We start from the raw sequence: 23,414 nt of genomic DNA on the forward strand, positions 1-23,414 counted from the left end.
CAACGAGTTTGTTCTTGATCTTCATTAGAGTCATAAAGTGACGTTTATCCTCGCCAAATACATTGTCCTGATTTTGCAACTAAATCTAATCTTTCTTCATGCTTAGTTAGTTCATCGGCCGTAGCCCTGATCACTTTAAGGTTTGCTCTATTTCTATCCAAACGATTGATGCCTCCCCCCTCTTCACCTGCTTTTTCGCCGGAAAGATTAAACTTAGTCTGGCCACCCGTCATCATAAGATAGACGTCGGCTAAGATCTCCGCATCGAGTAATGCGCCGTGGAGTTCACGGCGAGAGTTATCTATGCCGTAACGCTTACACAAGGCATCCAGGTTATTTTTCTGTCCCGGGTGCAAGAACTTTGCAATATCCAATGTATCCAGAATAGGACAGATATCGGCGGTTTTCGGACCTCTTGGCTGCAACAGAGAGAACTCGTGGTCCATAAAGCTAACGTCGAAGCTCGCGTTATGTGCCACCACTTCGGCGCCATCAATAAAGTCGATAAAACTTTGTGAAATCTCGGCAAATTTGGGTTTGTTGGCGACATATTCATTGGTAATACCGTGAACTTCTATCGCTTCTTCATCGATGATCTGTTGAGGATTGATATACTCGTGATAATGGCGCCCGGTTAGACGACGATTAATCACCTCAACACAACCAATTTCGATGATACGGTGGCCAAGATAGATGGCACCAGCCCCTTGGTTCATACCTGTGGTTTCTGTATCCAGAATAACCTGACGTTTTGCACTTGAAACGATATTCATAAGATTAATAGCACTTATTTAGTTTTTGGGTATACTCGCCCAACGATTTGACTATGGTAGCAACTTGATGATGGGTATGAAACAGCTCTCTATATTTACTGATGGCTCCTGCTTAGGTAATCCTGGTCCGGGTGGCTATGGTGTGGTGATGAAATACAAGCAACACACCAAAGAGATCGCTGACGGTTTCCTGTTAACAACCAACAATCGCATGGAATTATTGGCACCAATTATTGCATTAGAAGCACTAAAGATACCCTGTAAAATCGTGTTGACCAGCGACAGTCAATATATGCGACAGGGGATCACTCAGTGGATCCATGGCTGGAAGAAAAAAGGTTGGATCACCTCAAGTAAACAGCCAGTTAAAAATGTTGATCTGTGGAAGCGGTTAGATCAGGCCAGCCAAGGCCATGAGATTGACTGGCGCTGGGTTAAAGGCCATGCGGGGCATGTTGAAAATGAACGCTGTGACACCTTAGCCAGAGAAGCCGCAGAAGCAAACCCTAAACAAGAAGATATCGGTTATCAGGTTTAACCCTTAACTTGTCACATTAATAAAGCTGTTGCAGAAGTCGATAAAGGCATCACATAAAGGTGTCGACTTTCGACTCTTGTGATGAATTCGATAAAACTGACGCTCCAGCTCCAGCCCTTCAACTTCAATAATCGCCAGCTCTTTTCGGCTTACTTCTTTCTCAAGTGTAAGCTCTGACAGTACGGCCAGGCCAGCCCCCTGCTTTACCGCTTGCTTGATGGCATCAGGCGTTGAGAAGTTAAACTTTTCGATGGGCTGCATATCCAAGGCTTGAGCGGAGCTGAGAAAGTAGTCTCGTGTACCGGAGCCCTCCTCTCTCATCACCCAGGGCTGGCCTTTCAGTGCGTGCGGCGCTACCCGTTGACCGGCTAAAGGGTGTGCAGGATGACAAAAGACCAATAGTTTATCCTTATGCCAGGCCTCGACTCTTATTCGACTATCAAGGCACTGTCCCTCAATGAATCCGACTTCACTGCGAAATTCCAGTACCGACTTAATCACGGCAAGCGTATTAGAGATATCGAGGTCAACAAGCGCACTGGTATGTTGCTGACAAAATGCAACCGAACTTTTTGCCATCAAATAATTGCCAATGGTAGAACTGGCACTGACATTTAATGTGCCACTGAGTTCCGCTTCCGGAGAAGAAAAAAGATGCTCAATTTGATCGAACTTTTGCAGGGCTTCCGTCGCTAAAGGCAGTAGTAAACTGCCCTGAGAGTTAAGTCTTAGCCGGTTACCGACTCTCTCAAATAGCCTTGCATCCAATTGGTTCTCGAGTTCCGACAGTGCCATCGAGGTTGCCGGAGCCGATAAGTTGACCATTTCGGCCGCACGGGCAACTTGGCCACTTCGTGCTACCGCTTCAAAAATTGTTAGCTGTTTTAATGTTATTCGCATCTGCTTCTGTTCTGCAATTTACCTGATGTTTTTTAAACCGACTGATGATACCTATCGATATCAATTACCCAGCCTAACATACGAAAATTAATTTATTGTTCACTGCATCCAAATTAACTCTGTTGCTTTGAATGATGTCCCGCTCGCCCTGCACTTGGCGCCGTGCTCCACTTAGGCTGCCTGATTTTTCTCTTCTCATGGAGCGGCGTTAAGGGAGACTCTAGTTTTCTGGCAACAATAAGATATAAACTGCCAGCCCCCGGCAACCATGCCTCTAATGCATGTTGCCAGATACTGTCCTGATTAATATCACTCAGCATATGGTGATATAACAAACGCTCATCACCAACGACCTGGTACCCTAGCACCCCAAGCCAATCTTTTACCCTGGAAGGCATGAAAAAACGGCCGCACCAGGGGAACTCCTCTTGTTGTTTAGGAAATATCTTACCAATAAAAGCGGGACTTAGCGGGTTGAAACCTATGATAAAAAGATAGCCCCCCGAAATCAAAACCCGGTCAGTTTCACGCAATAATTTATAGGGATCCGGCTCAAATTCAAGCAGCATATTCATAACCACCGCATCGATAACCCCGTTTTGTATCGGCAACTCATTAAAATCGGCTCTAAGTGCTGCGCCGTCACCGTCGAACAGAGAAAAGCGTCGACCAATGGGAAGCCCCGGCATATCAAGCTCTGAACTCAAGGCCCCCAGACTCAACATATGATAACCAAATACCTTAGGCCACCAGGGCGCCAGCTCTGTTTCAATATGTCGTTTAATGGTCTCGCCATGGGGCAGTTGAGACCATTGCTCGGGTAGCTGTGGACTGGGATTAACTGACAATGTTAACTCCTGTGGATCACTCAAATAGCAAGTTGATGAGATGACCTTGAAAAAATAGTGATGCAAGTAAAACAATATTAAAGATATAACTATTAAAGCGTTAAAGCGCTATACAAGCAATAGCATTGCTAAGTAAACTGACCCTAGTACTATTATTTGTTTGAATCGGGATCTCAGTATGCAAGACGCGCAATCGCCAGTATCAAAATCCAGCTCTGATAGCTTAACCGTCACCCCAATCTCCGCGTTTGATGATAATTATATATGGGTGATCTCCCAAGCATCACACTCTTTTGTTTATGTCGTCGATCCCGGTGATGCAGAGGTGGTAATACGCCATCTGAAAGAGCACAAACAGGTATTGGCTGGTGTATTAATCACTCACCACCATGAGGACCATACCGGGGGGCTTGAAAGGCTCATCGAGTACTCCGCTCATGAATTAGAGGTTTTTGGCCCGGCGAATGAAAATATCGCCCATATAAAAACGCCGATATTGACCCAAAAAGAGGTCACTCTGTCAAAACTAACATCGACGGCAAAGATTATCTCTGTCCCCGGGCACACCTTAGGCCATATTGCTTATCTGATAGAAAACCACCTTTTTTGTGGTGATACATTGTTCAGCGGCGGCTGCGGGCGAATATTTGAAGGAACACCTACGCAGATGCACCATTCACTGCAAGCATTAGCCAAACTGCCCCTCAATACTCAGGTGTATTGCGCTCATGAATACACACTTTCAAATCTTAAGTTTGCCCTCGCTGTAGATAAGGAAAATGAGGCTTTGGCGGCTCATAATACTTACTGTAACGCCCAACGAAACCAGGGAAAACCAACCCTCCCATCCAACATAGAGCTCGAGCTTAGCATCAACCCTTTCCTTCGCTGCCATACGCGGACGATCCAGCGCTCAGTTTGCAGCCGTTTCGAGGTTAATCACTCAGATAATGTCACCATTTTCGGGCTTCTCAGACAATGGAAGGACAACTTCTAAAAAATAAATTAGAATGATGCGCTAAATAAGTCCCCGTTTTATCAAGTTTTCAAAAAAACAGAGGGACAGAATTAAGGAATGTTTTTTAATGCGCATACAAACTATTGTAATTGCAGGGAGTCTCTCCCTGCTTTCGGCCTGTCAGTCACTTGACGCCCCGGCTCCCGAAGCCAATCAAAGCCAAAGCATCAATCCGATCGCAGCTGCGGTCACGATCGAGAAACCTGAAACCTCTGCGAAAGTTGAAGTTGTTGAGATCACAGATGTCTGGGAGCGAATTCGCCTTGGATTAGCGCTACCGGTTCCCGAACAAAAATTAGTAAAGCAATACCGCGAATGGTATATCAAGCACCCTCAACATCTTGCCAGAGTGTCCGAGCGGGCCACGCCATTTCTCTATCTGATTGTTGAAGAGATAGAAAAGCGCGATCTCCCCATCGAGCTGGCTCTGCTCCCCATAGTTGAGAGTGCATTCGATCCTTTTGCCTATTCCCATGGCGCAGCCTCGGGCTTATGGCAATTTACCTCCCCGATGGCGAAGCATTTTGGTCTGCAGATGAACTGGTGGTACGACGGTCGCAGGGATGTGCCTGCCGCAACGGTGGCAGCATTGGATATGCTCGAATATCTGTATAAGAAAACCGATGGAAACTGGCTCTACGCTATTGCCGCCTACAACACCGGCGAAGGCCGTGTCAGAAACGCTGTAAAAAGAAACAAGAGAAATGGCAAGCCGACCGATTTTTGGTCACTGGATCTGCCAACGGAAACAGAGCGATACGTTCCACAGCTTCTTGCCTTAGCCGATGTGATTCAAAACGCCGAGAAGTATGGCATTAAGCTGAGTCCGATTGATAATGAACCTAATATTGAAGTGGTTAATGTGAAGGGACAGATCGATTTAGCCCTGGCTGCCGGCTTTGCCAATATGACAACCTCAGAATTGCATAAACTCAATCCCGGATACAACCGCTGGTCTACGGCACCTGAAGGACCACATAACTTGGTGCTTCCGGTTGACAGAGTATTAGGATTTAACCTTGCTTTGGCTGATACCGACGCCAAAGAGAGACTAAACTGGGAACGTTATAAGATAAAGTCCGGTGATAGTCTGGGACTTATTGCTCAACGATATCGAACCACGCCATCTGCACTGCGCGCGGTAAACGATATCAAGGGAAATACTATTATCGCCGGCAAGCACCTGTTGATCCCCGTGGCAGCCAAGAACCCTGACCAATATGCGCTTTCTTTAGGGCAGAGACAGATCTCAAAACAAAATGTTAAACGTGGCAGCCAAAAGATCACCTATCAAGTCCGCTCGGGTGATTCCCTGTGGAAAATAGCCAAAACCCATAAGGTTAAAGTATCTCAACTCGCCAGCTGGAACAGCATGGCGCCTAAAGATCAACTGAAAATTGGGCAAAAGCTGGCAATCTGGACCGGGAGCAGTAAGCAGAGTTCATCAGCTATTACTCGTAAGGTTAATTACACCGTACGTTCGGGTGACTCCCTCGCCCGTATTGCTTCAAAATTTAAAGTCAGAATCAATGATCTTGTGCGTTGGAACTCATTGGAAAAGAGTAAGTACATTCAACCGGGACAAAAGTTGCAGCTTTATGTTGATGTAACTAAGGTCCAAGCCTAATACAAGCACTAAAAGCAACTCCTTCGAGCGTATGACTGCGACGATACCACAGTCATACACGCTCCCAATCAAGCTACTATCTATCAAGCGACTCTCTATTAAGCAATTCTCTATCAAGCTACTCTCTACCAGATTGTCCCTTTCATTGCGAACTCCATCACAAGAGCTTAAAAAACATCTAAAATGAATCTTATAAGCTGCTGATTATCACAGTATTACTGAATCTAATGTCTAATAATCCTGCCAAATAAAAACTCAAATCAAATTAGATAGCGATATTATGGACAATCAAAATCAAATACAGGCGCACGAAGTTACCTATCCGGACAGTTACAAAATTCTTTCGACAACGGATCTTAATAGTCACATCACTCACGTTAACAGTGACTTCATGCAGACATGTGGTTATGAAAAGTCTGAGCTAATTGGAAAACCTCACAACATCATCAGGCATCCTGATATGCCTAAAGCTGCATTCAAGGACCTATGGCAAACCGTTCAAGGCGGAAAATCCTGGATGGGGCTGGTTAAAAATCGTTGCAAAGATGGTCGCTATTATTGGGTCAATGCGTTCGTCACGCCGATCAAACATCAGGGAAAAATAACCGAATACCAATCTGTCAGAACCAAGCCTGAGCCGATGTTAAAAGCCAGGGCTCAAACTTGTTACGATGCCATCAATACAGGTAAAACCATTAAACCCAAGAATCGTCTCTCAATCGTTCCAGCCTTGGGTCTAAGTTGGGCTATTTCATGTTTGATGTTTTATTTGGCCACCATTTCCTCCTTGCCTGTTGCCATTGGACTGGGCGCCCTGGGCCTATTCAGTTTTTTACTGCCTTTGAGCAGATTAAATAAGCGACTTAATCATCTTATGAGCATAAGTAGAACAGTTCATGACAGCACTCTGAATCAGGTCATCTACACAGGCTACCAGGATGAGTTATCCCACCTTGAATTAAGCTTAAGGATGCAAAAAGCGGAGAGCCTGGCAATTCTTGGCCGCGTTAAAGACAGCTCTGAAGAGTTACAAGAGAACATGGAAGAGCATGATCAACAGAATCAATCCAATCAAACTCACTTAGCTGAACAATCAACGAACCTTGAACAGGTCGTTGTGGCCATTGGTCAGATGAATGAAGCCGTTAATGACATAGCACAAAGTACAACCAGTTCAGCCGATGAGATCTCCACCTTGGTTGAAAAGATCGAAATGACGCAATCGGCACTGGAGACAAGTCAGAAAACCACCTCTGAGATCACCGGCCTGTTGACTGAGTCCCAACAGTCAATTTCTGCGCTCGAATTACAGTGTGCGAAAGTAAAGTCTGTATTGGAGGTCATCGATAGCCTGGCCCAGCAGACAAACCTGCTTGCGCTCAATGCAGCAATCGAAGCCGCGCGCGCCGGTGAGGCCGGACGTGGTTTTGCCGTCGTGGCCGATGAGGTTCGAAGCCTGGCCAACCACTCACAAACATCGGCACAGGAGATACAATCCATAATTGATACATTAAGCGATACAACGGCTCAGGCTGTCTGTCAGATGCAGCAGAGTCATCAGCTGACATCAAAAAGTGTTGAATCGGATCAAATGTTATCTGACAGTCTGCAATCTCTGAATGAGGCGCTGCATCAAATGGAAGCCAACGGAGAGCAAATAGCCGTTGCTGCAGAAGAGCAATCTACCGTGATTAATCAAGTCTACTCCAGTGCGATGGAGCTTGAATCCGGCACTAATACCTTCAGACAAAATTGTGAACATGCTGCCAGCTGCAGCCAAGAGGTCACAGCACAAAGTAGCCGGCAGCTGGAGTTGGTAAAACAGTTTGATAGCTAATAAAGAAAAGCCAGTGTCCGCAAAGACACTGGCTTTTTTGTACTTAGATTCTCTTTCGCAGGTTAATTAATATAGGGGTCGAGTGACACACTCACATCTGTCATAGCCACCTGGCTGGACTCAGTCGCATGCCCCACATACTTTGCTACCAGCGAATAACCCCGGCCCTTAAGCTTAGCGAGCACAACTTCAGGCACTGTAAATTGCGCTTTAATCGTTTGGCCCGATGCTATCGAGGTGTCTCTCAGTGCTTGAGTAAACATCATATCATCTGACCACGCCCAGACTTTTTCACCTTGTGGATCCATTATCTGTAAATCTGCGGTCATACCTGAGCGGTATTGAATGAGCACGCCATAGGTTTGATTATTAGTGATCGACAACAAGACACTCAAACCGTTATTTTGTATCACTTGCAGCTCTCCGGTTAACAACCCGGCTTGCACCGCCTCTTTTGCCTCAACCTGTTTTGGGATCAATTTGTCATCTCGCAACTTCAGATCTGAAGGTATCTCTACTGCACTCGAGTTCGTTTGCACCGCTCTGCCTTCCTCAGACATGGCTTTATCGGCGACGCCATCCTTATTCGCCCCCTGAGAACAGGCCGTTAACATGACCCCCCCAAGTGATAAGAGTAATAACTTGTTCATTAAAATCCACCCAGTTTCTTTAAGAGACTATCTTTTAATTTATCTTTTACCTTTTCAGTCTCCTGCTTCAACTTAGCATCGAACAGGGCTTCAGTATCCAGAGAAAATTTTGGCTCAGCAAATGTACCTGAGATAGCAAATGGAATTTCAACGCCATGTAACGCTTCACGTTCACCTCCACCTTGCCCCTCGAGGGAACCAACGACAGAGGTGGTCAGAGAGTAATCTAATGCTTCTGTGAGAATGTTGGCGGTGCCGGCACCAGAGAGTCTAATCAAGGGGGAAGCCATGAGTAGATCAGGGTTAGAAGCAACACCATTAACAAGCGTAAATGACCCGGTTAAACTGGTAAAATCGGTTTTCTTCTCAGCGCTACCGCCTGAGGAGAGATCGCCACTCAACTTAGCCTGCGCATCCCTTAACATCTGAGGTATATTGACGCCATATAACGCACCATCTGAAACTTCAAACTGACCCTTTGCGGCAAGATTTTTCTTCATATTGGCCGTAATTAAGCTTCTCCCTTTTCCTTTCACGGTAAAGTTTGCACTGCCGGCTAATAGGTCGACCTCTGCAGCATCTTTAAGCAGTTCACGGATCTGTACCTTCTCTACCGATTTCTCAAAACTGTAACTCGGTACCGATTTTCGAGAGTCGACTTGCGCGGTGACAGACAGCGTACCTTTATAAAGATCCGCGGTGAGTTGACTCAGATTTAATACACCATCTTTTAACGCAAGATCCATCACCCACTTGCTGGTGAGCATATTGGCGACCTTTATCGACTCAGCGGTTACGCCCAGCTTGAAGTTTACTAACTTCATCGCCGAGAGATCCGGTTCTTTGGTCGATGCTGCTTGCTTCTGTGGGTCATCAGTCTGAGTCTTTGCATCGCTCGCTGGCATAAATTTATCTAAATCAATCGCACCGAAACTCAATTGGCCGTCAATATTGGGTACCTTACCACCGTAGGCAACACTCACCTCTCCTTTGGCCTCTATTTGATCGGCAACAAACTCCTCTAAAGACAGTTTTAGCTGTTTTTTATCTAATGCAACAGATACCTGAGTCAGTATATTGATATCTAACTTTTTGTTCGGTATGCCCTCTCCTGCGACTGAGTTTTGAATTTTAAGATCTTTTAACTCAATCCCCTGCATGGAAGCATCCACTTTTATCAATCCTTCACCATGACTGGATAAAGTCATATCAGGAAGCTCGGCATTAAACTGATATGCCAGTGGCGCAAACTCCCCTAATGCAAATTGCCCTAAGGTTAACTTTTCCAGATTAAAGACCTGCTCTGTTCCTGTCTTCTCATCCAGCATCCGAATTTTAGTATTGGTGATGGCAACACCACCGATATTCAACCCAGCTAAGCTTTTACCGGATTGCGCACTCGAACCTGCGGCAGGCTTATCGGCACTCTTGCTCCCCTCGAGACCATCCAGGCTGGTTTGGCCATCGATACGCGTTTCCAGATTTACAGTCAGGCCATCGACATTCAGCTGAGCAATTTCAACTTGCTTGCTGAACAGAGGCATAAGCGCAACTTCGGCCACGATTTCATTGACTTCCAACATGGAGCTGGTATCGAAACCCGATGGGTTTGACAGGGAAACACTGGACAGTTTTATGCCGATCGACGGAAAGAATGTCCATGACAACTCATCTGCGACCACCAGATCGCGCCCCGTATTCTCTTTTACGGCGTCAACTAACTGAGGTTTAAAATCATTCGGGTCAAACACCAGCGTCAAGTAGGCCGCCAATGAAATGATGAGAATAAAAAATACAACAAAAAACCATTTCAATATTTTCATAACAGGTTCCATCTGAATTTTGTGAATAAATTTATAACAAGAAGGAGAGATCTAATGCCTTAGGTGCTATTGCAACACCATTTTCGTCCGAATATAACATCATACCCGGCTCAATTATAACGCCATCCATGTCGAGTGAAATATTGACCTCTCCCTGATCGAGTTTAACCGTCTTAATCGGGTTTACACCAAGCGCCTTAATGCCAAGGTCCATCTTCTTAAGTGCCCCTGCATCCCTGACGCAGCCATTAATGACAATCCCTTCCCAACGATTATTTACAGCACTTAAGGCGATTAAATCACCGAGGAGCGCCCTCCTCATCGACGCATCACCATCGACAACGAGCACTTTACCCTTACCCTCTGTCGCCAATATCTGTTTCACTTTGGAATTATCTTCAAAGCACTGAATTGTGACGACCTCGCCCCAGAATATGTCTCTCTTTCCATACTGTTTAAATTTAGCGGATAAAAGCGAAAGTTCACCAGCGAAGTGATCAAATAAATCGGGTAACAGGTCATTCATAGGGAGCTCCGGAGGATAATGATGGTTCAGATTACCCGCTACATAATCATCGAACAAGATGAAGCTATTATTTTTACTGCTTTTTATTCATCATCCTATAAATAGGGAAGTTAAATGTACAGGAACAAAACCTGTTGCAGCTCACTCGCTACCGGTCTTTGCCAGATAAAAAAACCAGGCTATAAGCCTGGCTCTCGATACTCGCTATGCTGTTGACACGAGACATCTCTATATCTTAAAGCTAGAGACTAAACTGCTGAGCTCTGTTGAACCGTCCTGTATCTGTTGACTCGAATTGCCAATTTGAACACTCTTCTCTTGATTCTCCAGGGAGATATCATTAATCCGGGTCACATTCATATTTAACTCTGCTATCACTGCACTCTGTTCCTCTGTAGCGGCTGCAATTTGAATATTCATATCTGAAATCTGACGAATAGATGACTTTATGGTGTCCAGTGCATCCACCACTTGCCCCGTTTCCTGAACCGTCTCACTGGAGCGAAGTTTAGCCTGCTCAACAGACTGGTTAACACTCATAATCGAATTTCTTATCGCATCGATAATGCCATTAATTTCTTGTGTAGACTCTTGAGTACGACTCGCCAGAGTCCTCACCTCATCGGCAACGACGGCGAAACCACGACCCGCTTCACCGGCACGCGCCGCTTCAATGGCAGCATTCAGTGCAAGCAAGTTAGTTTGCTCCGCAATACCAACTATAACATCCAGAATTTGGCCTATTTTTCCCGAGCTCACCTGCAAACCTTGTGCAACTTCTGATGTGGTTTCAAGCTCGATCGAAAGCTCATTAATCTTGGTCATAGCACTACCAACGACGCTGGTCGTCCTATCCGCTTCTGAATCTGCACTTCCGGCACAGTCTGCGGCAAGCTGTGCATTAGAGGCAACTTCCGATGCAGCCATCGACATCTCATTAATAGCGGTTGCAACGCTTTCCGTCTCGGACTGCATATTATTGGTGACTTGATTTGCTTCCTGAGAGATAGCTGCCAGACCCGTGGCCAGCTCCTGACTATGTGAAACTGAGGTCAACACAGATTGTACGACGGCTTGAATTTTTACGATAAAGATATTGAAATTAGTGGCGACCTCTTTCAGTTCATCATTACCCGACTCTTCGAGTCGCAGGGTCAGATCCCCTTCACCTTTAGCAATATTCTCGAATGCTGAAATCGTCTGCTGCATGGGTCGTGAAATACTTTGAATGATGATAAACAGAATAAAAATAACAGGTAACCAAACCAGCCCCCCGATAAACAGATACTGCCAGGCAAAAGCGGCTTCCTGTGTTTTAATATCATCCACGTACATACCGGTACCGACAATCCAGCCCCAAGGCTTAAAGCGCTTCACCACACTCATCTTAGGACTGGGATCACTTTCATTGGGTCGATTCCACATATATTCAATCAGCGCATACTCTTTACGCTCTGTGCCTGACACCATGAGTTCAAATAACTTAACGCCGTTCGGATCTTTTATCCCCAACACATTGGTGCCAATGAGTTTTTTAGCAAATGCATGCTGAATCATCACCCCACTGGTATCTATGGTCCAATAATACTCCTTGCCCGCATATCTCAATTCATCCAAGGCTAAGATGGCACCTTGCTTGGCCTCATCCTCAGTCATTTCGCCAGTCTGAGCACTTTGGTAGTATCGTGTGATCACTTTCTCACCTACATCGGCCAAGGATGACAACTTTGACTCTTTCTCACTGAGTAATAGGTTATCGATACTCACTAGAGCAAAAAGAAACATAAAAATGGTCGCAACGATCGATAAGCCCAACATAACAAAGAGTCGGGTTGAAACTTTTACCTTTCGAAACAAACGATTAATACTGTCCATTGTCATTCCCTAAGCGTTGATGCAATTGGCCCTACTTATAACCTTTGAAGATAAAACCGGGTTTGTCAAAGATTGCCGACCATTAATCGTCAAAACTTTCTGAGACAGAGCTCACACAATTCGAGATCCATACAAATAATATTAAGTTGAACAGCTACAAGTCCTGATATTGGGATTTCTGCACTAATGCGCTAAGCAATAAATCTGAGCTTCAGCCAAGAAAGATATTGAGATAACTTTGCTGAAAAGCGCATTCTCAGTAACAAAAGCAAACAGACAATCAGTATGTATATGGCAGGTTCTATCACTTCAGACTTTACCGACCAGTAGAAATGAATCGGCGCTAATAGCGCTAAAAGGTACACCAGGTTATGCAGTTGCTGCCAGCGCCTACCCATTTTTCGTTTCAGTGATTTCAATGAGGTGATTGAAAGCGCAATCAAGATGACGTAACAGATCATCCCCACTACAATATACGGACGCTTAACCACCTCCTGCAGAAATAGTGACCACTCAAACAGGAGGTCCAGGCTGACAAATGCCATGATATGCAGTGAAGCATAGACAAAAACATATAACCCCAACATTCTGCGGGTTTGAATGAGGATCCCCTGTTTAAACTTACGTGCCAAAGGCGATACCATTAACAGGACAACCAAGGTATTTAACGCACCTATCCCGGTATAGTGAATAATGTACTGAACAGGATCGCCACCAGCTCCATTCGTCAGAACAAGAATAATGAGATAACCTATCGGAAAAATTGCAATGAGGTGGATCATTGCCTTTATCCAAAAAAGATGTTTTGTCGTCAACCGCATTCATAACTCCAATTTAGAAATAGGTCTTAAGATCCAAGCCTTTATATAATTCAGCCACCTGTTCACCATAGCCATTGAAAATCTGTGTATTAATTCTCTTTGCAGAAAACAGTCCTCCTTCACCGATCCGCCGCTCAGTTGCCTGTGACCAGCGTGGATGATCCACCTCCGGATTCACGTTGGCATAGAAGCCATATTCATGGGAGGCTAACTGATTCCAGCTCGTCGGTGGCTGCTTATCCGTGACCCGAATTCTTACGATGGATTTAATGCTCTTAAAGCCATACTTCCATGGCACGATCAGACGTATGGGCGCCCCATTTTGTGGTGGTAATGTTTTCCCGTACAGGCCAACGGATAGGAATGACAGGTCATTCATCGCCTCATTGATGGTGAGACCTTCCACGTATGGATAATGGATCCCGCCCCCCATCAATCGGCTTTTCTGACCCGGCATCTGCTCAGGTTCGAACAGGGTCTCAAAAGCGACATGAGTGGCTTTGTTGCTCACTCCCGCCTTTTTGAGTAGAGCAGCCAGCGGAAAACCAACCCAGGGGATCACCATGGACCAGGCTTCCACACATCTGAGTAGATGAGTCCGCTCTTCCAATGCAAATAGCTTCATCAGGTCGTCATAATCGAGTGTCAGAGGTTTATCAACTAACCCATCTATGACTAATTTCCACGGCTCAACATTGAAGCCTTGAGCATTTTCTGAAGGATCAGATTTAGCCGTGCCAAACTCATAGAAATTATTATGGGTGATCACTTTGCTCTCCGGCGTTAATACGCCGTTTAGCACCGAATCGTATTGGGTATTTTTGCTATGGGGTAAGTCTGAACGTAAGAACTGAGGCTTCTCTTTTTTATCACCAAACAGATCAAAAATCCCGGCATTGGCGTTCGAAGACAGTAATGCACTGGCACCAACAAATCCCATCTGTTTCAAGATGCGCCTACGGTCATTAAACACCTGCTCTGGTGTTACATCACTATCTTTAAACTTGTCCCACGTTGGTCTCTTATGAAAATGCATTCAGCACCCCTTCTATTCTTCTTCCAAAATAAGACCGTAATAAAGCGTGATCTATTTCACATCGACTTGCATTGTCTACGTGAGCATTAACTAGGTGAGCACTGACTATGTGAGCATCGACCACTGACTCAGCATCTTTCCCCCATAGCTGATGCAATATGACACATAACATTGCATCTGCGTTAAACCAATGGCTTGTTAACTATCGCACCAAGCCGGCCCGGCATGTATCGGCACTATAATCGATTAAGAGTTATTCATTTACCTCTAAGACACTTGAAGATAACGACTCTGCATGAGAATCTATGACTTCCTTTTGACTCCTATTACTATGGCCCTTCTCCTTATGCCTATCGATATCGTTCTTTCTCTACCCGAAATACTAGTCTTGGCAGCCGTCTCTTTCCTGGCAATCTTAATCGGCGCACTGCTGAATCAAAAACTCACGCGTCATAGATGGGAGAGCGTAAGGGAAGATCTGATGGCACAACATCAGCAAGCGATAGAGGAGATACAGGAGTCGCTAAAAAGCAGTGACACTCTGTTAGCCGATAAAGATCAACAACTCGAGCAATTTCAATTCAAATTAGAACAGAATCTGGCCGCATTTGGAAAGGCACAGGCCGAGGCGGGTCGTCTCCCAAAATTAGAGACTCAATTTAGCGAGTGCCAACGAAAACTGATGGAGACTCAGTTAGCACTGTCAAAATCCAATGCGATGCAGCAGACACTGACGGTTAAATTTACCGCAGAGCAGGAAGCGATGCAGGATAAAGTTAACGTCTTACAAGATGCCGAACTCCGACTCAAGACGCAATTTGAAAACTTAGCCAACAAAATCTTCGAAGAGAGAAGCGAAAAACTTCAGCACCAAAATACCCATCAACTAGACAGTGTTCTCGCGCCTTTTAAGCAGCAGTTGGAAGGATTCAGAAAACAAGTTCATGAGTCATACACTAACGAACAATCTCAGCGCAGTGCATTCAACCATCAGCTGGAATCGTTAAAAGCACTCAACCTGCAGATGAGCCAGGACGCAGTAAACCTGACCAACGCTCTTAAAGGTGATAATAAACAACAGGGTAATTGGGGAGAGGTGATTCTAGACCGTGTCTTGCAGGAGAGTGGATTACGAGAGGGTCATGAATACGACACGCAGAGCGATCTGAAAAATGATGATGGCAAGCGGTTTAAGCCGGATGTCATCGTTCATCTACCCGAAAACAAAGATGTGGTCATAGATGCAAAGATGTCTCTGGTGGCTTATGAGCGCTATTTTAATAGTGAGGATGAGATAGTTCGTGCTCAGGCGCTGAAAGATCACGTCCTTTCGGTGAGAGGACATATTAAAGGCCTGAGTCAAAAGGATTACCAAAAACTGCACGGATTAACCAGTCTGGATTACGTGTTAATGTTCATTCCGCTCGAACCCGCATTCCTGCTGGCCCTCGAACATGATCCAAGCCTGGTTAACTACGCCTTGGAACAGAATATTATGCTAGTTAGCCCGACAAATCTGCTCGTGGCATTACGGACAATCAATAATATCTGGCGTTATGAATATCAAAATCAAAATGCGCAACAGATCGCCAAACAGGCCGGTAAAATATACGATAAACTGTGTGGATATATCGACGATATGGAAAAGTTAGGCCGAGCACTGGAGGGAGCGGAAAAAACCTACGCCAGTGCCATGAACAAACTTTCAAGCGGAAAAGGAAACTTGGTCAAACAGGCGCACCAGATGCAACAGTTAGGGGTTGATACGAGTAAGAGACTCGATCCCCGCCTGCTCGATAAGGCCCTCTCCGACTACCATATCGATGAAAAAAAGTTAAATTGAACTAAATCTGCCAAGTAAGTCGATATGATGACATTAAATTGCTTTATATGGATGTAAAGCAATCCTATTAGGAAAACTCAAAATGCATAAGCTGTTAATTGGCATTTTAACAAACAGAACCCTCGCTATTGTCACGACCTTAATGGCAATAATGGCCATCTCTGTCACCTGGCCGGCTCATTCAAGCGACTATACTCCAGAGCAGCAGAGATACTTAGACGCGCGTAAAGCGTTAGATAGCAACAAGACCAAGACCTATAAACGATTGCGGTCTCAGTTAGACGACTACCCCCTGGCCGTTTATCTCGACTTTCATGCCAATATCGATAGTATTTTGACCCACAAGGGTGAAACAGCACTGAAGGAGCTTGCTCGATTTGAGGCGACCCCTTTGCACAACACGGCCCGGTATCGTTACCTGAAGCGGGCTGGCTCACGAAAACAGTGGCAAGATTTTTTAGTTATCAGTCCAAACAGACCCAACAACGTCACCCTTCAGTGCTACTTCTATCGTGCGCAACTCTCTCAAGGCAATGAAGAAAAGGCATTTAAGGGAGCAAAAGCACTCTGGTTATATGGAAAATCACGCCCTGAAGAGTGCGATCCCCTGTTTAAGGCATGGGAGAAGGCCGGCTATCGCTCACAAGAGTTAATCTGGTCCCGAATGTTACTCAGCTTCAATGCCAACCAATACTCTCTGCTGAAGTACTTATCGAAGAAGGTCACCACACATAAGAGTGAAGCGAAGAAGCTGCTCACGGTTTATAAAGATCCCAGAAGCTTAAGACATACAAAAAGATATAAAGGTTCAGCTAAGATTAATGCCGACATCGTCGACTCAGGGTTAAGAAAACTGGCCAGAAAAGACCTCAACCAAGCCGTGAAGCTCTATGTTACATACCAAAAAGCGGATAGATTCAGTGACTATCAGGGACGAAAACTAAGCCGTTACTTAATTAAGCGAGCGATTATAAAACAAGAGGATAAACTCAAAGGCTTTGTCGATTCGATGCTTCCCCTGCTCGACAGTGATGATCTTATCGAAGCCAGGTTGAGATGGGCGTTGCGTGAAAATGATTTTGTGGCGGTCAAAACCTTCTTACCCCTGCTCACTGAACAAAAAAGCGTTAATCCCAGATGGTTATATTGGCAATCGAGACTTGATACATCAGGCGACACAAGTTCGACTAAGACTGTATCAACCAAGTTAACTCAGCTGAGTCAGCTGCGTAATTTTTATGGTTTTACCGCAGCCAACGAGCTCAAAACCGACTTTACTTTAGAGCATAAAGACACACTAAGTGACGGAGTATTAAGAGAGAAGCTTCACGATGATCTGGGGTTAAGCCGTGTCGTTGAGCTGCTTGCTATCGATAAAATCATCGATGCCAGATCTGAGTGGATTCAGATGTTAAACCGTCACGGCAGTGCGATGCAAAAAGAGTATGCAACTCTGGCACTGGAAAAGCAGTGGCACAGCCTTGGGGTGCAGGCCAGCATCCAGGGCAAGCTCTGGAACGACATGACACTTAGGTTCCCCTACGCCGCCGATGAGGCTTTTATCAAGGCGAGCAAGAGGCAAAACGTCAACATCGATGAACTGAGATCTATAGCCCGACGAGAGAGTGCATTTTATCCCTATGCAACCTCAGGCGTAGGCGCTCGTGGCCTGATGCAATTGATGCCGGCAACGGCAAGGGAGACTGCCAGAAAAGAAGGGGTCAAATATAAGGGCCAGCGCAGCCTGTATCAGGCAGAGACTAATATTCGCTTGGGCAGCGCCTATTACGCCAGCTTACTCAAACAATTTAACAATAATCGCGTACTGGCAACTGCCGCGTACAACGCAGGCCCTCACAGGGTCAAGGGTTGGCTAAAGCAGACAGAAGGTAAGCTCGATGTCATGGCTTTTATCGAATCGATACCCTTTACTGAAACCCGGGAGTATGTGCAAGCGGTGCTCAGTTATCGGGTGATCTATCAAATCAAGCAAGGTGAATCACCGGAACTGTTTTCGGCGCAGGAGTTAAATTTCAAATACTAACTCTTCATTTTTATACTAAAGGCTAGTTCTAAGTGCGAGTTCTAAGTGCTAGTTCTAACGACCAGAGCGAGTACAGGAGATGGCTCTCCTCAGAAACTAGTTCAGAAGAATTTATTCAGAAGGCTCTGTCAAATGGGCCTTCAGACCAAGCATCTATGAACTTCAACTTTGAGCCTTCTCTAATAGCTTTTGTCGAAAAATCCCCCTATCAAGCGCGGATAATGTAAAGATTTTAGACTCACCGGCAATAATATGAATAATTACTATTTACATTTAGCTAACGTCGGTTCCTGATGATACGCCTATGATTGCACTAGACACTCTTTATTTAAGCGCAGAATACCAACCCTTGATAGCGACATCTGATCTTCAGATCTATGGATTTGAGGCTTTATCACGGTTTCGCGATCGACATGGAGTGTCAACGCCACCAAACATCATTTTCGAACAGCTTCATAGCCAAACGAGTCTACTTTCAAACATAGAGATGAAAGCTAAACTATTCCAACTCGAGCACTCGGCACCTTCATTCCCCCTCTTCATTAATTTAGATCCCCATGCAATAGAGAACAACGGCGACCATATGCTGGAGTTATTATCGACACGTGCAGATCTCACCGTTGAGATCATCGAAAACACCTGCATCAACGATGCGAACCTATCGACCCGGCTCGTTTCTCAGCTCAAAGCTAAACAGATATCTGTAGCACTCGATGACATCGGCGCCCCCCACTCCATGCTATCTTTAGAGTTATTGAGTCAGGTTAACGTTTTAAAATTCGACATCGAATGGCTCAATAAAACCAAGAATGTTGAGCAGCAACATTTAATGAAAGCATTAATACAGTTTGCAAAAGACAGCAATAAGAAGACGGTCTTAGAGGGCGTTGAAACAGAGGAACAACTCAAACTTGCTCAAGAGCTAGGTATCGATCTGGTACAAGGTTTTCTATTTAAACCTCAATTTCAATATGCCTCCACTGCCATCAAACTGATCTGATTGAAACCAGCTCAACCCTCAGTTTCCCGGCACGCTGAAACGAGCATTTTGAAGTGACTCGGGTATAAACTGGATCAATGTGCCATTTTGCCGCATAGTGATATTTATAAAACAGCGAAGGGACTTCGATGACACAGCCACATATCACAGAGATCATAACCCAGCTAAGCCGTGTACTCTTAGGCAAACCTGAACAGATAAAATTGGCCCTCACATGCATCTTGGCCAGGGGGCACCTACTTATCGAAGACCTGCCCGGCATGGGGAAAACGAGCCTATCCCATGGCATAGCACAGAGTTTGGGACTCAGCTATCAGCGCGTACAATTCACCAGCGACATGCTTCCCGCCGACATATTAGGCGTATCGATATTTGATAAAGAGCAATCCCAGTTTGTGTTTCACCCGGGACCTATCTTCAAACAGATGATACTGGCCGATGAGATTAACCGAGCCAGCCCCAAGACCCAAAGTGCCCTGCTCGAAGCCATGGCAGAACATCAGATCACCGTCGATGGGATCACGCACCCTCTCCCAAGCCCCTTTTTTGTGATTGCGACCCAGAACCCCAGTGAACAAGCGGGCACCTTTCCTCTCCCTGAGTCTCAACTGGATCGTTTCATGATGCGCTTATCTATTGGTTACCCGAGCCCAGAAGCCGAATTAGCCATGCTTAAGGGCCATGACCAATCTCCTCAGGGGAGCTCACTCCCTCAGTGCATCACTCAATTGGAACTCAGTCAGTTACAACAGGGGGTGGAAAAAGTCAGTGCCTCAGATGCCCTACTGGGCTATATCCTGGCCTTGGTCGAAGCATCCCGAACACAAAATGAGGGGTTTGGCCTCTCTCCCCGAGCCAGTAAAGCACTACTGCAGGCGTCTAAAGCCTGGGCGTTTATCCATAAACGCAGCTACCTGGTGCCCGAGGATGTACAGGCTGTATTCTCTGCGGTCGCCGAACATCGAATTCGCAGCAGCAGCCAACAACAGGGAGAAGCGCTATCCCAGAAAATCCTCAGCAACGTCAACCCGATCCTTTGACGTAATTAAAGCCATGAAGAAAAACGGCACTAAGGAAAGTAGATTTAATCTCTGGTGGGCTCAATGGCTCAACAGGCGACTACCTCCGGCTTCAAGAGTGACCTTAGCCCATAAGAGTATATTCATACTCCCGACGGGCTTTGGTTTGTTCTGGATATTTCTGGTGTTAATTTTATTTGTCTTTGGCACTAATTATCAAAATAACTTAGTCATAGGGTTAAGCATACTGCTACTGAGCCTGTTTAATACCTGCATCATCTACAGCTACCGCAACCTTGCCGGGCTCACCTTAAACGCTTCAGTATCTCCCCAGGCATACGCCGGAGAAACACTCGTATTTCCGGTAAAACTCTCCTCATCTCAGCCCCAGTTTGAAGTACTGCTTAATTATCCTGATAACCAGATGAAGGTGGTCAAGGCTATCGGTAAAGAACCTATTGTGTCACTGATCCCTTTCGATAATCTTGTCCGGGGCCAAATCTCCCCGGGTCGTTTAAAAATTGAATCCCGGTATCCACTGGGCCTATGCAGAGCATGGTCACATGTAAACCTTAATAACCCGCACATCGTTTTTGCCAAGCCCTTAGTGTCACATTCACAGCTTAAATCGATCGATGCCGATAACCAGAACATCACTGGCGACAGAGGCATGCATATTCCCGGCGTCGATGAATTTAAAGGGCTTAAGCAACATATCCCGGGCGAGTCACTCAAACAGGTCGCATGGAAACAGCTCGCTCAGGGACGAGGCATGCTAAGTAAAGAGTTTCAGCAACCTCAGGGAGAACCCCATTGGCTAATAATTGAAGACTTGAACTCACCCGATCTTGAAAAGCAGTTAAGCGAACTGACCTGGGCAATTGACAAAATGAGCGGACGGGGACAAGTCTTCGGCCTGATTATTGGCCGGAAAAAAATTCTTCCCTCAGAAGGTGACGCACACCGCGTACACTGTCTACAGGAGCTCGCCCTGCTTCCACAGTACGTAGAGGGAGACTCATGACATACTCGAGTCAAGAAGAGATCATCTCCCGTCATAGCTTGCTGTGGCTGCTTATCGTTAATATTGCAGTGCTGGCACCCTTATACGATAAGCTCACCCCATGGAGCATGGCAATATGTGGGATCTGCCTTGTCTGGCGTTTTGGGATCTTCATCGGAAAGGTCGCCAAGCCTCCCAGATATCTGGTCACGGCTCTGGCAATCGCGTCGGCTATCACACTGGCACTCGTCACCTCAGAGATAGGGTTATTAAACGGTCTCATTAACCTGCTTATCTTAGGCTATGCCCTTAAGTATATTGAGATGAGAAACAGGCGTGATGTCAGAACGGTTGTATTGGTCGGTTATTTTCTTATTGCCATCACCTTCATCGATCAACAGTCCATTTTCTATGCCGTCAACCTCACCTTTGTGACCGGAATAAACACCTGCGTGCTGGTTAGCCTCTATAGAGAAGATGTGAAATTAAAAGATACCGCCCGAATTGGCTTTAAACTTCTTCTACAGAGTCTGCCACTGGCAGCCTTACTCTTCCTTGTGTTACCCAGGCTCCCACCTCTCTGGATGGTACCTCAACAGAAATCCACTCAAACCGGCTTATCCGATGAAGTTAGTTTCGGTGATATAACTGAACTAACGCGATCGGCTGCGTTGGCATTCAGGGCAGAGTTTTCAATGTCGCCACCAAGCAATCAACAACTCTACTGGCGAGCGCTGGTGATGGAAGATTACGATGGCAGCAAATGGACGCAAAACTCAAGTATTAAAAATATCGAAGAGAATACACCTTTTACCACGCCAAGACGGCAACAGCCTGACGGCTCGTCAATACAATACTCAGTGATAGCCGAACCGAGTAATCAACATTGGCTATTTGGATTAGATGCCGCATTCAGTAGTGATACCGGCATCATCAACCTACCCGATTACCGCCTGTATTCGGTTAGAACTGTAGATCAAAAATTTCAATACCATGTCGACTCCTACCCTCAATATGCGATGGATAAGACGCTCGACTCTACAGTCAGACGGCTTAACTTAAGGCTGCCGGATGACGTTAACCCCCGTGCCTTTGAGTTAGCACAATCCTTTGAGGAACGCTTCCCCGATCCGGAAACCAGACTCAGCGCCATGATGAGGTATTTCACCGAGCAACCCTACTTTTATACACTCACCCCCCCTCGGGTTGGGCCTCAGCAGATTGATGACTTCCTGTTCGAGAATAAGGCCGGTTTCTGTGTGCACTACGCCAGTGCATTGACTTTTTTGGCCAGGGCCTCGGGCCTTCCGGCGCGTTTGGTCACCGGCTATCAGGGCGGCGAATTTAACCAAAGTGCCGGTTACCTGAGTGTCTACCAATACATGGCACATGCCTGGACTGAAGTATGGGTTGAGAACAGGGGGTGGGTAAGGTTTGACCCCACCGCCATGATAGCACCAGAGCGGGTACTCGAGGGTTTTGACGCCTACTTTCAAGCACAAGACAGTTACCTGTTAGACAGTCCATTTAGTCCTTTAAGGCTAAGGGAGTTTCCGCTTCTCAATGAATTGAGGTTGACGCTGGCGAGTATCGATTACTACTGGAGTGTGTGGGTTCTTGGCTTTGACAAAAACAAGCAGGAAAAGATCCTCCAAAAGTTACTAGGCAAAGTTACCCAGCAAAAAATCGCCATTTTCATGCTGATGAGTATCACTTTAATCGGCCTTATTATTGCCTATAGTGCCGGTCTGCTCCATTTTAACAGAGGCAAAGACAGGGTATCTACAACCTACCTTCGTATGTGTTACTTACTCGAGAAAAAGGGAGTTATAAGAGATAAAAGACTGGGGCCAACCGATTTTTGCTCTATCGTAGAGCAGGCATTTCCCGGTATCGCGACCGATTTCAGACGCTTCACTCATTATTATGTGGCGCTAAAATATCAACCTCTCTCTCCACATAGAAGAAAAAAAACAGTCAAACTTTTTTTAAGTCAGTCCAGAAAGTTGAAATTAAAAATTATAAAAGGGAAAACAAGCTAATATCCGCTGTAAACAGTGATAAAGGCTACCCCTTAATATATATTCAAATTAAGAATGTGCCCTCTTACTGAACTAAACTCACAACCAACAAGCTGGCAGCATCGCCGCAACATAGCAAAACATCTACCATCATAGCTAGGCAATTGAAATAAATGAATAAAATCAGCCCACCCTCAGCAGATTCAAATTTT

At 45.6% G+C, this 23,414-nt stretch carries 19 protein-coding genes; 10 read left to right on the top strand and 9 right to left on the bottom strand.

The window, feature by feature from the left end:
- Positions 1 to 44: 44 nt before the first annotated feature.
- On the bottom strand, positions 45 to 773 hold the full coding sequence (dnaQ, locus tag EKG39_RS08605) for a DNA polymerase III subunit epsilon (RefSeq protein WP_126505289.1): 729 nt from the start codon (positions 771 to 773) through the stop codon (positions 45 to 47).
- A 67-nt stretch (positions 774 to 840) separates the two neighbouring features.
- Between dnaQ and rnhA the strand changes: the two genes are divergently transcribed.
- Complete coding sequence (gene rnhA, locus EKG39_RS08610; RefSeq protein WP_126505290.1) at positions 841 to 1,311, top strand: ribonuclease HI; 471 nt, start codon at positions 841 to 843, stop codon at positions 1,309 to 1,311.
- Between the two features lie 3 nt (positions 1,312 to 1,314).
- On the opposite strand, the gene EKG39_RS08615 is transcribed toward rnhA, so the two are convergent.
- Positions 1,315 to 2,211, bottom strand: a complete 897-nt coding sequence (locus EKG39_RS08615; RefSeq protein WP_126505291.1) for a LysR substrate-binding domain-containing protein — start codon at positions 2,209 to 2,211, stop codon at positions 1,315 to 1,317.
- A gap of 113 nt (positions 2,212 to 2,324) precedes the next feature.
- The gene (locus tag EKG39_RS08620; protein WP_126505292.1) at positions 2,325 to 3,059 is read right to left on the bottom strand and encodes a class I SAM-dependent methyltransferase; all 735 of its coding nucleotides are present in this window, start codon (positions 3,057 to 3,059) and stop codon (positions 2,325 to 2,327) included.
- A 178-nt stretch (positions 3,060 to 3,237) separates the two neighbouring features.
- Between EKG39_RS08620 and gloB the strand changes: the two genes are divergently transcribed.
- The 3 genes from gloB to EKG39_RS08635 all read left to right on the top strand — a co-directional run bounded on the left by gloB (position 3,238) and on the right by EKG39_RS08635 (position 7,541).
- The gene (gene gloB / locus EKG39_RS08625; RefSeq protein ID WP_126505293.1) at positions 3,238 to 4,056 is read left to right on the top strand and encodes a hydroxyacylglutathione hydrolase; all 819 of its coding nucleotides are present in this window, start codon (positions 3,238 to 3,240) and stop codon (positions 4,054 to 4,056) included.
- 88 nt (positions 4,057 to 4,144) lie between these two features.
- Positions 4,145 to 5,704: a lytic transglycosylase gene (locus EKG39_RS08630; RefSeq protein WP_126505294.1), complete on the top strand. Its 1,560-nt coding sequence runs from the start codon at positions 4,145 to 4,147 to the stop codon at positions 5,702 to 5,704.
- Positions 5,705 to 5,984: 280 nt separating this feature from the next.
- Positions 5,985 to 7,541, top strand: coding sequence for a methyl-accepting chemotaxis protein (locus tag EKG39_RS08635; protein WP_126505295.1), 1,557 nt, complete (start codon positions 5,985 to 5,987; stop codon positions 7,539 to 7,541).
- A 62-nt stretch (positions 7,542 to 7,603) separates the two neighbouring features.
- Here the strand turns inward: EKG39_RS08635 and EKG39_RS08640 are convergent, their stop codons facing one another.
- The 6 genes from EKG39_RS08640 to msrP all read right to left on the bottom strand — a co-directional run bounded on the left by EKG39_RS08640 (position 7,604) and on the right by msrP (position 14,272).
- Positions 7,604 to 8,191: a BsuPI-related putative proteinase inhibitor gene (locus tag EKG39_RS08640; RefSeq protein ID WP_126505296.1), complete on the bottom strand. Its 588-nt coding sequence runs from the start codon at positions 8,189 to 8,191 to the stop codon at positions 7,604 to 7,606.
- Complete coding sequence (locus EKG39_RS08645) at positions 8,191 to 10,014, bottom strand: AsmA family protein (protein WP_126505297.1); 1,824 nt, start codon at positions 10,012 to 10,014, stop codon at positions 8,191 to 8,193. The genes EKG39_RS08640 and EKG39_RS08645 overlap by 1 nt, the downstream gene beginning before the upstream one ends.
- A gap of 31 nt (positions 10,015 to 10,045) precedes the next feature.
- Entirely contained in the window at positions 10,046 to 10,540 is a 495-nt protein-coding gene (locus EKG39_RS08650; protein ID WP_126505298.1) for a putative 4-hydroxy-4-methyl-2-oxoglutarate aldolase, read from the bottom strand.
- Between the two features lie 228 nt (positions 10,541 to 10,768).
- Positions 10,769 to 12,415 carry a methyl-accepting chemotaxis protein gene (locus EKG39_RS08655; RefSeq protein WP_126505299.1) on the bottom strand — a complete coding sequence of 549 codons (1,647 nt, stop codon included), beginning with the start codon at positions 12,413 to 12,415 and terminating at the stop codon, positions 10,769 to 10,771.
- 191 nt (positions 12,416 to 12,606) lie between these two features.
- Entirely contained in the window at positions 12,607 to 13,236 is a 630-nt protein-coding gene (gene msrQ / locus EKG39_RS08660; protein ID WP_126505300.1) for a protein-methionine-sulfoxide reductase heme-binding subunit MsrQ, read from the bottom strand.
- Between the two features lie 13 nt (positions 13,237 to 13,249).
- The gene (gene msrP / locus EKG39_RS08665; protein ID WP_126505301.1) at positions 13,250 to 14,272 is read right to left on the bottom strand and encodes a protein-methionine-sulfoxide reductase catalytic subunit MsrP; all 1,023 of its coding nucleotides are present in this window, start codon (positions 14,270 to 14,272) and stop codon (positions 13,250 to 13,252) included.
- A 346-nt stretch (positions 14,273 to 14,618) separates the two neighbouring features.
- On the opposite strand from msrP, the gene rmuC reads away from it, so the two are divergent.
- The 6 genes from rmuC (at position 14,619) to EKG39_RS08695 (ending at position 23,223) form a co-directional block, all read left to right on the top strand.
- On the top strand, positions 14,619 to 16,115 hold the full coding sequence (gene rmuC, locus EKG39_RS08670; RefSeq protein ID WP_126505302.1) for a DNA recombination protein RmuC: 1,497 nt from the start codon (positions 14,619 to 14,621) through the stop codon (positions 16,113 to 16,115).
- Positions 16,116 to 16,197: 82 nt separating this feature from the next.
- The gene (locus EKG39_RS08675; protein ID WP_246028448.1) at positions 16,198 to 18,159 is read left to right on the top strand and encodes a transglycosylase SLT domain-containing protein; all 1,962 of its coding nucleotides are present in this window, start codon (positions 16,198 to 16,200) and stop codon (positions 18,157 to 18,159) included.
- Positions 18,160 to 18,463: 304 nt separating this feature from the next.
- Positions 18,464 to 19,159 carry an EAL domain-containing protein gene (locus EKG39_RS08680; RefSeq protein ID WP_126505303.1) on the top strand — a complete coding sequence of 232 codons (696 nt, stop codon included), beginning with the start codon at positions 18,464 to 18,466 and terminating at the stop codon, positions 19,157 to 19,159.
- 128 nt (positions 19,160 to 19,287) lie between these two features.
- On the top strand, positions 19,288 to 20,199 hold the full coding sequence (locus tag EKG39_RS08685; protein WP_126505304.1) for an AAA family ATPase: 912 nt from the start codon (positions 19,288 to 19,290) through the stop codon (positions 20,197 to 20,199).
- Positions 20,200 to 20,212: 13 nt separating this feature from the next.
- A complete protein-coding gene (locus tag EKG39_RS08690) occupies positions 20,213 to 21,202 on the top strand; it encodes a DUF58 domain-containing protein (protein ID WP_126505305.1) in 990 nt (329 codons plus the stop codon).
- Positions 21,199 to 23,223 (top strand): transglutaminase TgpA family protein, encoded by a 2,025-nt coding sequence (locus EKG39_RS08695; RefSeq protein WP_126505306.1) that lies wholly within the window; start codon positions 21,199 to 21,201, stop codon positions 23,221 to 23,223. The genes EKG39_RS08690 and EKG39_RS08695 overlap by 4 nt, the downstream gene beginning before the upstream one ends.
- Positions 23,224 to 23,414: the final 191 nt, after the last annotated feature.

The sequence above is a fragment of the Shewanella atlantica genome, from assembly GCF_003966265.1.
In the GTDB taxonomy this organism is placed as follows: domain Bacteria; phylum Pseudomonadota; class Gammaproteobacteria; order Enterobacterales; family Shewanellaceae; genus Shewanella; species Shewanella atlantica.

What these genes read in the sequence shown, in the direction of transcription:
- EKG39_RS08685 (WP_126505304.1), top strand. Translation starts at nt 19,288, where the DNA reads ATGACACAGCCACATATCACAGAGATCATAACCCAGCTAAGCCGTGTA.
- EKG39_RS08695 (WP_126505306.1), top strand. Translation starts at nt 21,199, where the DNA reads ATGACATACTCGAGTCAAGAAGAGATCATCTCCCGTCATAGCTTGCTG.
- EKG39_RS08650 (WP_126505298.1), bottom strand. Translation starts at nt 10,540, where the DNA reads ATGAATGACCTGTTACCCGATTTATTTGATCACTTCGCTGGTGAACTT.
- EKG39_RS08635 (WP_126505295.1), top strand. Translation starts at nt 5,985, where the DNA reads ATGGACAATCAAAATCAAATACAGGCGCACGAAGTTACCTATCCGGAC.
- EKG39_RS08645 (WP_126505297.1), bottom strand. Translation starts at nt 10,014, where the DNA reads ATGAAAATATTGAAATGGTTTTTTGTTGTATTTTTTATTCTCATCATT.
- gloB (WP_126505293.1), top strand. Translation starts at nt 3,238, where the DNA reads ATGCAAGACGCGCAATCGCCAGTATCAAAATCCAGCTCTGATAGCTTA.
- EKG39_RS08690 (WP_126505305.1), top strand. Translation starts at nt 20,213, where the DNA reads ATGAAGAAAAACGGCACTAAGGAAAGTAGATTTAATCTCTGGTGGGCT.
- rmuC (WP_126505302.1), top strand. Translation starts at nt 14,619, where the DNA reads ATGCCTATCGATATCGTTCTTTCTCTACCCGAAATACTAGTCTTGGCA.
- EKG39_RS08640 (WP_126505296.1), bottom strand. Translation starts at nt 8,191, where the DNA reads ATGAACAAGTTATTACTCTTATCACTTGGGGGGGTCATGTTAACGGCC.
- EKG39_RS08680 (WP_126505303.1), top strand. Translation starts at nt 18,464, where the DNA reads ATGATTGCACTAGACACTCTTTATTTAAGCGCAGAATACCAACCCTTG.
- msrQ (WP_126505300.1), bottom strand. Translation starts at nt 13,236, where the DNA reads ATGCGGTTGACGACAAAACATCTTTTTTGGATAAAGGCAATGATCCAC.
- dnaQ (WP_126505289.1), bottom strand. Translation starts at nt 773, where the DNA reads ATGAATATCGTTTCAAGTGCAAAACGTCAGGTTATTCTGGATACAGAA.
- EKG39_RS08615 (WP_126505291.1), bottom strand. Translation starts at nt 2,211, where the DNA reads ATGCGAATAACATTAAAACAGCTAACAATTTTTGAAGCGGTAGCACGA.
- EKG39_RS08630 (WP_126505294.1), top strand. Translation starts at nt 4,145, where the DNA reads ATGCGCATACAAACTATTGTAATTGCAGGGAGTCTCTCCCTGCTTTCG.
- rnhA (WP_126505290.1), top strand. Translation starts at nt 841, where the DNA reads ATGATGGGTATGAAACAGCTCTCTATATTTACTGATGGCTCCTGCTTA.
- msrP (WP_126505301.1), bottom strand. Translation starts at nt 14,272, where the DNA reads ATGCATTTTCATAAGAGACCAACGTGGGACAAGTTTAAAGATAGTGAT.
- EKG39_RS08675 (WP_246028448.1), top strand. Translation starts at nt 16,198, where the DNA reads ATGCATAAGCTGTTAATTGGCATTTTAACAAACAGAACCCTCGCTATT.
- EKG39_RS08655 (WP_126505299.1), bottom strand. Translation starts at nt 12,415, where the DNA reads ATGGACAGTATTAATCGTTTGTTTCGAAAGGTAAAAGTTTCAACCCGA.